Origin of the sequence: Mesobacillus sp., assembly GCF_047739415.1 — a bacterium.
Lineage (GTDB): Bacteria > Bacillota > Bacilli > Bacillales > Cytobacillaceae > Mesobacillus.
The window spans coordinates 1-13936 of the sequence record NZ_JBIQOE010000112.1 but is presented as its reverse complement, the minus strand read 5'-3'; the positions used below and the strand labels follow the sequence as shown (position 1 = coordinate 13936).

General features: G+C 44.0%; 14 protein-coding genes. 1 reads left to right on the top strand and 13 read right to left on the bottom strand.

Annotated features, from left to right (window positions below):
* Positions 1–146: 146 nt before the first annotated feature.
* The 10 genes from ACH0QE_RS09225 to ACH0QE_RS09180 form a co-directional block, all read right to left on the bottom strand.
* Entirely contained in the window at positions 147–302 is a 156-nt protein-coding gene (locus ACH0QE_RS09225) for a hypothetical protein (RefSeq protein WP_226678849.1), read from the bottom strand.
* A gap of 313 nt (positions 303–615) precedes the next feature.
* Positions 616–918 carry a hypothetical protein gene (locus tag ACH0QE_RS09220; protein ID WP_415800408.1) on the bottom strand — a complete coding sequence of 101 codons (303 nt, stop codon included), beginning with the start codon at positions 916–918 and terminating at the stop codon, positions 616–618.
* A gap of 51 nt (positions 919–969) precedes the next feature.
* Positions 970–2319, bottom strand: a complete 1350-nt coding sequence (locus ACH0QE_RS09215; protein ID WP_415800407.1) for a sensor histidine kinase — start codon at positions 2317–2319, stop codon at positions 970–972.
* A gap of 136 nt (positions 2320–2455) precedes the next feature.
* Positions 2456–3208, bottom strand: a complete 753-nt coding sequence (locus ACH0QE_RS09210; RefSeq protein ID WP_415800406.1) for a (S)-benzoin forming benzil reductase — start codon at positions 3206–3208, stop codon at positions 2456–2458.
* A 42-nt stretch (positions 3209–3250) separates the two neighbouring features.
* Positions 3251–3721 carry a hypothetical protein gene (locus ACH0QE_RS09205; protein ID WP_415800405.1) on the bottom strand — a complete coding sequence of 157 codons (471 nt, stop codon included), beginning with the start codon at positions 3719–3721 and terminating at the stop codon, positions 3251–3253.
* Between the two features lie 169 nt (positions 3722–3890).
* A complete protein-coding gene (locus ACH0QE_RS09200) occupies positions 3891–4622 on the bottom strand; it encodes an ABC transporter ATP-binding protein (protein ID WP_415800404.1) in 732 nt (243 codons plus the stop codon).
* Positions 4619–5317 (bottom strand): ABC transporter permease, encoded by a 699-nt coding sequence (locus ACH0QE_RS09195; RefSeq protein ID WP_415800403.1) that lies wholly within the window; start codon positions 5315–5317, stop codon positions 4619–4621. The genes ACH0QE_RS09200 and ACH0QE_RS09195 overlap by 4 nt, the downstream gene beginning before the upstream one ends.
* 51 nt (positions 5318–5368) lie before the next feature.
* The gene (locus ACH0QE_RS09190) at positions 5369–6229 is read right to left on the bottom strand and encodes a substrate-binding domain-containing protein (protein ID WP_415800402.1); all 861 of its coding nucleotides are present in this window, start codon (positions 6227–6229) and stop codon (positions 5369–5371) included.
* Between the two features lie 2 nt (positions 6230–6231).
* Complete coding sequence (locus ACH0QE_RS09185) at positions 6232–7146, bottom strand: substrate-binding domain-containing protein (RefSeq protein WP_415800401.1); 915 nt, start codon at positions 7144–7146, stop codon at positions 6232–6234.
* 744 nt (positions 7147–7890) lie between these two features.
* Complete coding sequence (locus ACH0QE_RS09180; RefSeq protein WP_023627834.1) at positions 7891–8673, bottom strand: undecaprenyl-diphosphate phosphatase; 783 nt, start codon at positions 8671–8673, stop codon at positions 7891–7893.
* Positions 8674–9123: 450 nt separating this feature from the next.
* Between ACH0QE_RS09180 and ACH0QE_RS09175 the strand changes: the two genes are divergently transcribed.
* Positions 9124–10299: an FtsW/RodA/SpoVE family cell cycle protein gene (locus ACH0QE_RS09175; RefSeq protein WP_415800400.1), complete on the top strand. Its 1176-nt coding sequence runs from the start codon at positions 9124–9126 to the stop codon at positions 10297–10299.
* Positions 10300–10350: 51 nt separating this feature from the next.
* Here ACH0QE_RS09175 and ACH0QE_RS09170 read toward each other — a convergent pair whose 3' ends face one another.
* The 3 genes from ACH0QE_RS09170 to ACH0QE_RS09160 form a co-directional block, all read right to left on the bottom strand.
* Positions 10351–11418 carry a Ger(x)C family spore germination protein gene (locus ACH0QE_RS09170; RefSeq protein WP_415800399.1) on the bottom strand — a complete coding sequence of 356 codons (1068 nt, stop codon included), beginning with the start codon at positions 11416–11418 and terminating at the stop codon, positions 10351–10353.
* A complete protein-coding gene (locus ACH0QE_RS09165; protein ID WP_415800398.1) occupies positions 11408–12505 on the bottom strand; it encodes a GerAB/ArcD/ProY family transporter in 1098 nt (365 codons plus the stop codon). The genes ACH0QE_RS09170 and ACH0QE_RS09165 overlap by 11 nt, the downstream gene beginning before the upstream one ends.
* A 19-nt stretch (positions 12506–12524) precedes the next feature.
* A partial coding sequence (locus tag ACH0QE_RS09160) for a spore germination protein (protein ID WP_415800397.1) occupies positions 12525–13936 on the bottom strand: 1412 nt, incomplete at its 5' end.

Here is a 13936-nt window from a genome sequence, read left to right as displayed (position 1 = left end):
CATGAAGTTATCTTAATCCAGCTCCAGCGCCTAGCCCCTCGAGTCGCTTCGGTCCGCCCAATGAAGTCAAAGAACGACTTCACCGGTCGGCCCTCCAGCGCTTGTCAGGACTGAACGAGGCGCTTGCGCTTTTTGTTCTGGAGAATCTAGTGGTGACGATCGGTTTTATCGCTCTGGTCTTTGTTACGTTTGTTCCCCTTGCTGTTGTCCCCGCTCGTCAATTCGCCGGAAAACTCGGCCATCTGGTTACCCAGTTTTGGCGAATTTTGATTTTTGCTGCCTTTATTGAACTTTTTCGTCATTATAAGCCCTCCTTATAGTGAGTACAAAGCTAGTTTTCCCGGTATAAGGGTGGTAATACATTAAGAGGATTTTATATGCTAAAATGTGCGTTTAATCCTTGAAAAACTAACTTCATTCGCAGAAAAATACTTTTATTCGCAAAAACCAACTGTTTAATCGCAAAAAAAATACTTTTATTCGTAAAATTCTACTGCTTAATCGCAAAAAAATATTTTTATTCGTAAAATTCTACTCTTATTCGCAAATAGAACAAATGGATTTTTTGGCAATCAAATAAAAAAGGACAGCTTGCACTCAGCTGCCCTTTAAAACTCATTTTTCAACTAATCGTTCAATCTCTTTCTCGCTGACTAACTCAACCTCCGCGAGACCTTTCAACTCCTGGATCAGCCCGTTCGCTTCCTCATACAGCGTGTCATCCGTAAATACCTCTGAGTAATAAAGGGAATCATTCAGCAAAGCCTTCACGTGGAGCCTCGTGCCGGATTCTGTGTCTTCGTCACCCAAAGTGACAGCGGAGCGTGAGGTTTCGTGCTGATTGAGCAAGACTTTATTGCCATTGCGTTCTTTCTTCACAGCTTCAACAATTTCCACCAACGAATTAACTCGTTTCAATGACATCACCCCTCTTGTTATGTATTCCATGTTTCAGACATTTAAAACCACTCAAAGAATTATTTCGAATGTAGTGCCTTTGCCCAGCTCGCTGCGAACCGCAATTTTCCCGCCATGTGCTTCTACAAGTTCCTTTACGATCGCAAGTCCGAGTCCCGAACCTCCCAAAGCTTTCGACCGTGACTTGTCGACCCGGTAAAACCGGTCAAAAACCCAAGCCTGGTCTTCTTCAGGAATACCTTTTCCTTGATCCATTACGGTGATATGGATATGCCCATTCTTTTTGGAAACCTGCATTGTCGCCGCAGTTCCTTCTTCTGAATACTTTCTGGCATTATCCAGCAAATTAATGATAATTTGTTCAAAGCGGACCGGGTCAGCCTCGATATAGACTTCCCCGTGACAGGCAAAATTAAGCGTCATATTTTTTTCGGTAAAAGATGGTGCCATCCTCGAGTGAATTCCGCGCATGAATGCACAAAGCTCCAAACGTTCTTTTTGGATTGTAAAAGTGTTCTCATCCATTTTGGCTAGGTCAAATAATCCTTTGACCAGACCTGAAAGCTTGGTTGCCTCTTCGTAGATGATTTGTAGGTATTGGCTTCTGTCCTCAGAACCTGTTCCTGGTTTACCCGCGATGTCTGCATACCCTTTTATATAGGTGAGCGGGGTCCGCAATTCATGTGAAATGCTCGCGAGGAACTCATTCCGCTGCCTTTTCATGTGGTTTAGGTCATCAGCAAGTACCTGAATCGATTCTGCAAGCTCACCCAATTCATCGTTTCCACGGCGGGGCAGAGTGACAGAATAGTCGCCCTGGCGGATTTTTGAAGTCGCTTCATTCATCTTAATGACGGGCTTAGTAATGAATCTTGATAGGAAAAGGGTGATTACGGCCATTGAGGTCAGCAGCAGGATTCCGGCAAGCCAGAAATGCTTGTTCAGCTTGGCAATCAGGCTCTGGACCCGCTCGGTATTCTTGAACATATAAACAGCACCCTCGTTCTCCATGGGGCTTACCGACGCAATATATTGCTTGTCTTGCCAGTCATCTTCTAAAATCAACCCAGCCCTCGGAACATCTTCTGGAGTTTCTGTGATTATGTCCTGCATCGAGTCATCGGTCGGTACGGAAGAAGAAACGATTACCCCTGTTTTATCAGTGATAATAACATGTGTGTCCGTCCTCGATTCCATTGTCGTGATATGGTGGATTGTTTCCCGGGAATAGGAAGTTTCCAGAATATCACGATGATTATTACCGCGCGTTTGCAGGGAAGCTAGCTCCTCGTCGATCCTTGAATGGATGATAGAAGAGTGAAGGTAGTAGAATAACACACCTTCGACCAGCAATATCGTTATGAAAAATACTGCCCCGATTTTAAAAGAGATCCGATCCATTTATGCCACTCCCATGATCAATCATACCTTCATCATACTAAAAAAGTATCCAGAAACAGAGCAGAAAAGCGAAGAATCAGTGCTCCTTCGCCTTTTGACTTCATAAGAATATTTTGACCATCGTGCTTACGCTTTTTTACAGTAAGTCATTCACCTTATAAATCTTCCCGTTTACGAGGTTTTCAGCCAGTACTAGATTTACAAGCGCTCCAGCAACAGTATCAGGACTGCGAAGATTGCCGCTTTCTTTGTAATTCCTGAAGGTATCCACATCGGCGAACGCCTCTTCTGAGGAAGAGCGGATTGTCACCTGCATATCAGTATCCATCAGACCCGGGCTGAAGGCGATGATCTTACTGCTGCTTCCATTGTTCTCAAGCTCAAGGCCAGCGGTCATCGTGAACATATTGACGGCAGCTTTCGTGCTGCAATAAATGCTCCAGCCCTGGATTGGCCGCTCACCAGCGCCAGATGTTACATTGGCGATGATGACTCTGGTGCCAGTTCCTTTTGCTTTTTGTAAAAATAAATTACTGATCAGGATCGGTGCAGTCAGATTCACCTGGACATTCGTCTGGACCAAAGACGCATCAAGCTCCCCGGCCACATCAATCGGTTCGATGACTCCGGCATTATTGATGACATACACATTTTCCGCATGTTGAAAAATATCATCACAGATTTGTGCGAAGACGCTTTGAACCTGCTGTGGAGAAGAAAGGTCGCATCTATAGTGTGTATAGCTGATTCCGGCGCTCTCTGCAGCATGTTTCAAAGTGCTATTTTCATTCCTGGAAACGGTAATGACAGGAATTCCATCTGAGATGAATCGTTGTGCTGCTGATGCTCCAAGGCCCCTTGAGGCACCAGTTATGATCGCGTAGTTCATTGCAATTCTCCTTTATGTAAACTTACTGTTCTTAATTTTGCTTCACACTGGTATGTACCCTGTGCTGACTGAATGGATATTCTTCAAAAGCCAGTCTCTATTTGCTTCCATCTCAACCTTTTCCGCAGTTTCAAGCGCGAGGCTCATGTATCGTTCCTGGTCGGCAGCTTCTCCTGTCAGGGCATATGCACGCGCGATCGCCTCATAAGCAAAACCAAGGTCAAATTCGCCAAGAGCATGCTCCAGACAGAGTTTCTCCGACTTCCTCGCATGATGGAGGGCGGACTCGCTTCTCCCAAGTATCGCATACACTCTTGAAATCTGCCATTCCCCGCGGGCGAAATTCAGAGGCATGCCGACAACGCCCCAATGGTAGCGGGAAGCCATCGCCGCATAAAGCATGGTATCATCATCACTTTCCGTCCGATCTTGTTTTTCCATCAGATCCCAGGCCAGGTTGAACAAGTCAATCGCCATTTGTTTGTGGGTTGTAAAATCCATATTCATTTCCATTTGTGTACAGACTCCTTTGAAGGTTTTATAAAGTAGTAATTAGACAAAAGAGAGGGATTTCCTTTTTATAAAAAAACAGCATAGCTTTTGGCAGCCATGCAACAATCCAATTAAAATGGCTATTCAAGCCAGAAAAAACAGCATGGCGTTTGTGCCATGCTGTTTGCAACTAATTGAGAAGGCTTTTCCATTCATTTATAAAAGTGGAAGCAGATGCGTTGGGGGATGACAACACTTCCTCTGTGGGACCGGTCTGTTTCAGCTCGCCATCCATCAAGATAGCCAGCGTTCCGGCAAGGTATTTCAGTTCCATAAGATCGTGGCTGACAAAGACGGTAGTCGTTTTCGTCTGCTGTATGATCGACTTAATGTCCTTCAATAACTGCACCTTGGTGGGGAAGTCAAGGGCAGAGAAGGGTTCATCGAGAAACAGGACTTCGGGTTCCAGAACCATCGCCCTCGCAAGGTTGACACGCTGGGCCTCGCCGCCGGACAGATGGGCGGCATGTTTTTTTGTGAGATGGCTGATTTGGAATTTATCGAGCCAGTACGCAACCTTCTTTTTTACTTCCATACGTGGAAGTTTTCTTAGCTTCAAGCCGATTGCGACATTTTGAAAAACGGTTGTGTCAAGAAGCAACGGCTGCTGCATCGCGACAGCGAACTTCCTGCGCATCTCAAGAGTCAAGTCATCAGAGATATCCTGATCCTTGAAAAAAATCGCTCCATGAGCTGGCTTTTCCAGCAGAGACAAAGCTTTGATAAAAGTACTCTTTCCGGCACCATTCGGACCCATGATTCCAAGAACTTCCCCGTCTTGAATTTCAAAGTGGGGGATAGACAGCAGACTTTTCCTGCCTGCTCTTACTTCCAGGTTTTTCACAGTAATCAGTGAGGTCATAGGCTCCGCTTCCTTTGCTGTAAATAAGTCAGGGTAAACGTAATGATGAATGCCAGAGTCATTAGGATGAACGAAAGTGCAAGGGCGATATCGAAGTTGCCTTTTGATACCTCCATGACAATCGATGTCGTCAGGATCCTTGTCTCGCCGCTGATATTGCCGCCGACCATCATTGCGGCTCCGACTTCGGCAATGACCCGTCCGAACCCTGCGATGATGGCAGCAAGGATCGCTAGTTTTACCTCTTTCATCAAGATCCAGTAAAGCTGCAATTTCGTTGCTCCAAGCGCTTTCACCTGCAAAATCAACTTCGGATTGATCTGCTGGAATGCCGTACTTGTCAGCGCTGTAACAATCGGCAGCGACACCAATATCTGGGCCATGATGATCGCTGTCGGTGTGTAAAGCCAGGCAAGATCTCCAAGCGGGCCAGATCGCCACAGGAAAAGAGTGATCCATAGGCCGGCGACAACAGGAGGGAGACCCATGCCAATATTGACAAGGGCTAGGATGAACTTCCTGCCTGGGAAGCGGGCAAGTCCAAGGAACATCCCGGCCGGAATGCCGATCAATGTGCTGATCAAGACAGCGGTAATCGAGACTCGAAGTGTAAGTAATGTAATCTCGAAAATTTCCCGATCTCCTGATAAGATCATCTCTATCGCTTTTTTCAATCCTTCTAGTAAAAGTTCCATGGGCAATCAGGCTTTCTTTCGTATTTAGTCTAGTAAACGAATCTGTTCATTTTATTCAAAAAGGAAGAACAATGGCTGACCGTATTCGTCCACACCGAACTCCTTGATGATTTTCTTTGTATCCTCTGAAACCATATACTCAACAAATGCTTTTGCACCTTCTGCATTTACTTTATCATGTTTTTCGTCGTTCACTTGCATAACATGATAAATATTCAGCAGGCTTTCATCGCCTTCTACCAAAATTTCAGTGTCAGGCATGTTCTTTTTCTGTGCGAGATAGGTAGCTCTGTCTGTCAAAGTATAGCCCTTTTTCTCAGAGGCAATTTGCAGAGTTGCACCCATCCCTTGTCCAGCCTCAATGTATGTTTCGCCAAGGCTTTTCGGATCAAGCGAAGACTTCTTCCATAGCTCAAGTTCCTTTTTATGAGTGCCGGAGTCATCCCCGCGTGATACAAATGACGCTTTGGATTCAATGATTTTTGCCAAAGAATCAGTTACTGATAACCCTTTTACTTTTGCCGGGTCTTCAGCAGGGCCGACAAGGATAAAGTCGTTGTACATGACCTTCTGGCGGTTGATCGCATCTCCGCTTTTCACAAGCTCCTCTTCCGCAGCAGGTGCGTGAACGAGAAGGACATCCGCTTCGCCGCGCGTTCCCATTTCAAGCGCCTGTCCTGTGCCAACAGCGATGATCTTAAGATTGAAATTGTTTTTTTCTTCAAAATCAGGTTTCAGGACATCAAGCAATCCGCTGTCCTGAGTACTTGTAGTGGTAGCAAGGATCAAATCGGTTTTTTCTGTTTTCGTTTCTGGGTCTTTTTCAGCTTCTGTTGTCGTTGAATCAGAACAGCCTGTTACAAAAGCAAACATTAGTACAAGTAAAAGAGGAATTAATTGTTTGAATTTCATTCTTATGCCTCCGATAAGTGGTTTCCGTAAATGATTTTTCCGAACTCCTCAGCATCATAGCCATCAAGGTCGGCAATGCTATCCTTGAAATTGGTAAGTTGGATCAGGTCGGTCAAATGCTGGAGAGCTTCTTTATTTCCAGGAGTCCAGCGGAACACTAGATCAAACTGTTCCTCCGTGAGCGGGATGAAGTCTAGTCCAAGCTGGCTTGCTGCGCATCTGATCCCGAAGGCAGCATCTGCAGTTCCTCTGTTGATATGGGCCCCCGCGCCAAGGTGCGTCCATTCTTCATTTTCGTAACCCGTCACTGCTGCTGGCTCAAGTTTTTCACTGGCCAGGAAGGAATCGAGCAGGAAGCGGGTTCCGGCACCTTTTTGGCGATTGATGATCGTGACATCACTTCTTGCGAGGTCTTTGACTCCGGTGATGTTCTTTGGATTGCCTTTTGCAACGATCAAACCCTGTTCCCTTGAAGCAAGTCTCATCACCGTAATTGGCTCATGGACAAACAGCTGGCGGATGAAGGGAAGATTGTATTGCTGCGATGCCGGGTCGAGCAAGTGGACCGCAGCGATATCGGCACTGCCTCTGTAAAGCATCATCAATCCTTCAAGACTGCCGATGTAGGAGGGAGTGATGGATAGTCCTGTTCCTTCTGACGCTATGTACTTAACAAGCTGCTCAACAAGGAAATCATGGCTGCCTGCCAGCTGCAAAGTATGCAAATCCTTGGAGTCCTTAGTTCTGGCTGGATTTGCGGACATACTGGCTTTATATCTTTCAAACTCTCTTTCTTCTATTCTCATTTTATTGCCTACTTTAAAAGCAGACAGGTCCCCACGTTTAATCAATTCATAGACGGTATGCTTAGAAATTTTTAGCATGGCCGCAATTTCGTCAGGAGTATAAATTTGCAAATGAATTCCCTCCTTTCCTTAATAAACTAAATATAATAAAATATTAGATAAATAGGTAGAGTTTTTGTTAAGTTTTGTTATGTTTTGTTTAGTTTTATTGTGAGATTATCGAAAAATGTTCACAATTTAGGTATAAAAGTACCAATTCATTCCCGTTATTTTCCAAATATAACCTTCTCGAAATACTCCGGGCAGTATTGTGTATTTCTTATAGATACCATGGTAAACTAAGCATTAGACAGAATTGATGTAGAAAGGAACAGGGAGAATGCAGATTTCAGATAAAGCGCGCGACATTTTAAAAGAAATCCTCGCTGAGCGCAACGCAGCAGGTATCCGCGTCTATTTCGGCGGCTTTGGCTGAGGAGGCCCGCAGATTGGTCTGGCTCTGGAGGAGCCGGAAGAAGATGATCATGTAACAGTAATTAATGAAATCCAGGTCGCTATCGAATCCAATATCGTCGACTATACTGAAGGTATGGCACTTGAATATGACGAATATCGCGAAGGTCTTGTTCTGATGGGCGGAGACGGCGGCTGCTGATAGAATGCAAAATGCACACCATTTTTGTGATGGTGTGCATTTTTTTACTAACGGGAACTGGAAAAAATCAGCGTTAATTTCCAACTCGCTATAAAAAGATGAAACTCGCTATAAAAACGAAAAAGTCGCTATAAAAAGGTGAAAGTCGCTATAAAAATGAAAAAGTCGCTATAAAAATGAAAATCCCGCTATAGAAAGTTTCAAAACTGCCCTGCATACTGGAAATACAGTACAACAAGCCCCATTATCCACACATAAATTGCAAAAGGCTTCAAAGAATGATTTTTTAAATAGCCAATCATCCATTTTACCGCAATATATCCGAAAATTGCTGCTGAAATGATCCCAATCAACAATGCCTGAATCGAAATCGTCTCACTTCCGCCGCTGAAAAGATCTTTTCCCTGCAGGACAATCGCTCCAAGAATCGCAGGCGTTGAAAGCAGGAAAGAAAAGTAGGCTGCAGTCTCGCGGTCGAGCTTACGCCATAGCGCCGCGACAATCGTCAAACCGGATCGCGAAATCGCCGGAAAAATCGCCGCCGCCTGGAAGCTGCCAATCACCAGCGCATCTGTATAACTGATATCATCCATCTTTTTGCGGCCGTTTTTTATTGAATCAGCAAACCACATCAATGTCCCGGTAATCAGGAATTCCCAGCCAATCGTCACACCCGTTTTGGAGATCTCATCAAAGTAATCCTCAAACAGCAATCCGACAACGACAGCCGGAAGCGTACCGACAACAAGGAGGAAGGTGAGCTTCCCAAACGGATTTTTCAATATCTTGATGAATTCATATCTATAAAACACAAACACCGCAAGCAGCGTACCCACGTGAAGCATCGTGTCGAGCAGCAGGCCGGCCTCTTCAAGACCGAATAAATTCCTGCCCAGATAAAGGTGTCCAGTACTGCTGATCGGCAAAAACTCAGTCAGCCCCTGGATAATCCCAAGAAAGAACGCTTCAATTTTTGATAGCATACAATTCCCCACTTTTTCAAAGACTTTGTCCCTTACAAAGCTATGAAACATGTCCCATCTCTATGCACGCAAAATTTACAGCGGACACGATGACGGACACAAACCCCGGAAAAAGCAGAGAACCTGTCCGTCATCAGGGTCATGACGGACGCAAATCCCGAAAAAATCAGAATACCTGTCCGTCATTCTATTTCTTTTATGAAATAAATCAGCCCAATAATCAAAAAGGAAGCCAACCCCCATTTACCTGCGCCAAATTTCCTGAATAAAATAATTTAGATATGTAATAATAACCATTTCATAGTCAGAAGTTGTGATTTATTGTCGAAAAAAATATAATGAAGTATTGAACAGTTCTTCAAGTAAGGCTCGATTTTCATGCCTTATAAAAAAACTTCCTTAGCGCTCATTCCAGTTGGAAATTGCCTTCATTTTAAAAGGGGAATAAAAATGACTTCGAATCCAAAAACGAATTCCCGGCTCGACTATGGGCTGGTTACGATATTGATTCTATTATTTCTTTCAAGCTGTGTTGCCATTTACAGTGCCCAGACGACGGGACAGTATGGCTCTGAAAACTTTTTAATAAAGCAAATTATCTGGTACGTCATTGGTGCCGGCATCATAACCGCGGTCATTACACTCGATTCTGACCAGCTGCAAAAACTGAGCTGGTACGCGTACGGCTTTGGGTTGGTCCTGCTGGCAGGTTTGATCGTTGCACCTTCAACGATTGCTCCTGTCATCAATGGAGCGAAAAGCTGGTACAGGGTGCCGGCAATGGGTACCCTGCAGCCTTCTGAGCTGGTGAAAGTGTTCATCATCCTGGCACTTGCGAGGGTGATTGTTGACCATCATCAGAAATATCGGCTGAAAAGTATGCAAACAGACTTCTGGCTTTTGATTAAAATCGGTATTGTCACGATGGTTCCGCTTTTGCTCGTCATGCAGCAGCCTGACCTTGGTACATCGCTTGTTTATATTGCGATCATGCTTGGGATGATTTTCATCTCGGGCATCACCTGGAAGCTGCTTGTGCCAATTTTCGGGACAGGCCTAACACTGATTTCAATCATATTCTATTTTGTGATCTGGAAGCCTGAAATCCTTGAGAAATATCTTGGGGTGAAGGAGTATCAATTCGGAAGGATCTATTCCTGGCTTGACCCTTATAATTACCAGAGTACAACCGGCTTCCAGCTGACGAGGTCGCTGCTGGCCATCGGTTCAGGTGAAACGGTGGGGAAGGGTTATGGAACAAGGGAAGTGTATTTGCCGGAGAGCCACACTGATTTCATATTCAGTATTATTGGCGAAGAATTCGGCTTTGTTGGAGCAAGTATCGTCGTAAGTTTATTTTTCCTTCTGATTTATCAAATCACGAAAATTGGCATGGAAACAAAAAACGATTTCTATACTTACATCTGTGTCGGTGTCATCAGCATGATCACCTTCCACGTATTCCAGAATATCGGCATGACCATCGGACTTTTGCCAATCACAGGTATTCCTCTGCCGTTCATCAGTTATGGCGGAAGCTCGCTTATGGGAAATATGCTGGCGGTAAGCTTGATTTTCTCGATACGGTACCATTACAAGAAATACATGTTCTCGACCACAGCTTAAGCAAAATGAAAGAGGGTGTCCCAAAATACTTTTGGGACACCCTCTTTCGATTTACTCAACAATCCCTACCTCAGTTATAATCATATCGGTTTTAACATTGACGGTTAAATTCTTATATTCGTCTTCCCATCTTTTAAAATCGAAGCCTCTTGTCTTGCTTTTTATGAACTCGCCAAATCCTACGGGATCGATGCCCTGCTCCTGGAAATCCTTGATCATTGCGCTGGCTTCTTTGTTGACCTGTGCTTCGAATTCTTTTTCGATCTTCTTAATAATCTCTGGTGTTACAATACGTCCTGTATATTCACGAACCAGGCCTTTGATCTTGATTTCTACGGTAATGATATAGGGATCCCGTTTCGTCAGCTTGATTTTATGTTTTGAATCCAAGTCTTTTATTACCACTTTCTCCTTACCGACATCCAATTTAAATGACCCTTCGCTGAACTTGTCTGTAAGCAGCTTAAAGAAGAACATTTTTTCTGGAGGGAGTTCGCTCATGAGCTTATCATCTTTAAATAAAGCAATCCCAACTATATCAATAATTTCGGGCTCTACCTTTTTTAAAATAGGAAGGTAGGGGTCTTTCCCTTCCTGATAGAGGTCGAATAAATAAAGGTGCATGTTTGTAATTGGAAGATTCCGTGTTTCCATATTGTGCTCAATCAGCTGGGATAAATGGATTGCGTTCCCCCTGTTGCCATATGTCCCTGATAAGATGCTTTTTGCTGACTCATCAGCGACAGCAAAATAAACCCTCGCACCGATACTTGCATCGCGTTCGAATGCATCTGTAAACTCTCTAATTCCCTTTTTAGCAATGCCTTCTCCGAATAAAGCAATTTCCAATGACCCAGTTACGAGAGGCTGAGCGGATTTTCGCTGAACTTCCTGTATGAGATCCCTGCTGCTCGTGGCAGTCGCGGAATAGGTGAAATTGCCGATTTTTTTATCAGGATTGAAAATGGGAATCATGACCGTACCTTCAATTTTGTCATCCTCAACTAAATCATAGCCAACGCCCATCTCAATATTGACATCATCAATGATTTCTTTTTCGACACAACCTGAAAGTGTGATGACTGCTGCTAAAACCAAAAAAAAACTTCTAATTTTCATTTTTATTCTTCACCTTCTTGGCTATCAAAGTGGCGATAAATAAAATCGGGATATAAATATAGGTAACAGCGAAGCCAATTTTTGCAGTCCAATCATTTAAAAGATTGATTTTCGCACGAGTATCAAAAAAGGAAACGGCAACCAGACAGATCAGCGCTAATACTATGACGCCTTTCTTTTGGCGCAGTTTATATGCCCTCTTTAAAATCATGCTGCCTCCCCAAAGTGCTATGCAGATATTTGGCAGGATAATCAAGTTCCAGTTGGCAATACCGATATATTCAAAACGCTCGACAAATGGCATGCTGACAATCTTCCACATTTCCAGTGTGGCCCAGATGGATTTGGCCAGCTGAGCTTCTGAAAAATAAGTGAAAGTAATAAGTGCTAGGACAGTGTAGATGATTGTCGTCAAAAAGACCCCTAAATGTGCCCACTTCTGGGACTTGGGTGCATCTTTTATAAAAGGGTAGAAAAACAAGGGTATTTCGAATCCGATATAGGTAAGAGACATGTTATATGCACTAGTAGCGAATTCTTTAAGAGAATGATCAAAAATTGGCAGTAGATTCCTGAATTCTGCATACTTGAGCGCGAACCCGAATGTCAGCAGCAGATAGCTCGGCAGGACTATACAGAAAAAAGCAATACCTGTCACGGTCCGAAAACCGCCAAATACGATATAAACAGACAGAAGCAAAAAGACAAGGCTGTACCAGAAAGTACTGATCTCTGGGAACATCCATACCTGAATGACTTCGATAAATGTCCTTAAGACAGCCAAAGCAAAAATTAGCAGGTAGATGATAAAAATAGAACTTATGACATTGCCGATTTTTTTACCGAAAACAAAGGCATTGGCAGCAACAATATCTCCTTCAGCGGTCCCGCAAATTTTATAAATCATCCAAATGATAATATGGATACTCAGACCAGCAGCAAGGACCGATATCCATGCATCATAGCCAGCATCCTTCGCGATGATTCTCTGGTAGCCAAGGACCCCGATGCCAATCTGCATGGACATGATTAAGTAGAGAACGAGAAATGGTGAAACTTGCAATCTTTCGGGTACTGGCTGCTGCATTCATCAAAACCTCCAATGCTCATTCATCGATGTCCTTCTTTTGCTTCGCTTTTTTCTCACTGAAACGGACAGGGTTTTCCGTCCTCAAATATTGTGGCCGGTTGTATTGCATTGTAAACGGCAAACGGATGATCGCATCTTTGAAGTCTGTTATCCTTGGAGGGTACAACGGTTCCAAAAATGGCCTTCCCAGTGATGTCAATTTGAGGAGATGCGCCAAGAGAAACGAAAACGAAACGACGATACCAAGCATTCCCCAGAGCTCAGCGAAGAAGAGAAAAGGGAACCGCAGCAGCCTGATTGTATTGCCCATCCGGTATACTGGCGTAGTGAAAGACGCCAGCGCTGCCAACGCGACAATGATCAGCAGTACGTTACTCGTCAGTCCAGCTTCAACGGAAGCTGTCCCGATTACAATTCCGCCCACGATACCGATCGTCTGGCCGACCTTTGTCGGCAGGCGGGCTCCGGCCTCTCGGAGGAGCTCAATTGTCAACTCAAGGAACAATGCTTCCAGTATCGGAGGAAGCGGAATCTCTCTTCTTGATGTAATCAACGTACTTAATAGATCCTTTGGGATCAATTCATAGTGATAGGACAAGGCTGCTACATAAATTGGCGTAATCAAAATCGAGAATGCAACGGCGAATAGACGGACCAAACGGAAAAAGGAAGATAGTAAATAATTAAGGAAATAGTCTTCGAATGATCCGAAGAATTCCACCAGGGTCGTTGGACCAATCAATGCGTGGGGCGAACCATCTACAAGGATGGCGACTTTACCTTCTGCAAGTATTGCCGCAATACGGTCCGGTCTTTCTGTATCGAGTAGCTGCGGAAAGGGAGAATTCTGGTTATCTGAAATCAACTGGACGATATAGGAGCTATCGGTGATTTCATCGAACTCAATCTCTTTGACCCGCTGTACTACAGTATTGACGTTATCTTTATTAGTAATCCCATCAATATACAGGATTGCTACTCCTGACTTGGAAAGGGAACCTACAGTGTAATTCTCGATGACCAGCTCTTTCACAGGGACCCTTTTGCGGATCATATTGAGATTATGGTCTATGGACTCAACAAAAGATTCCTTTGGCCCGATAACACTGAACTCTACCTCAGGCTGCGAAACCGTTCGGACAACCTCTTTTTGGGCGGCAACAAAGGCAAAGTATTTCTCTTCGTCCTCCAGCGTCAAAAGAATGTATCCATTAAACAATTTAGTTTCAATATCCGCATTTTGGTCTGAAACCTGGACATCAGCAATAGGAATCAGCTTTTTAACATCCTCGATTACCGTGAAATCTCCTTCCAGCAAATAGGGAAGGGCATTATTCTGAAGGATGCTTTCATCTACAAGTGTAGTCATGAAAGAAAAGCAGAATTTTTTTCCTGTTTTTTGGTTCACGTAAAAGGTCTTTTTGAAAT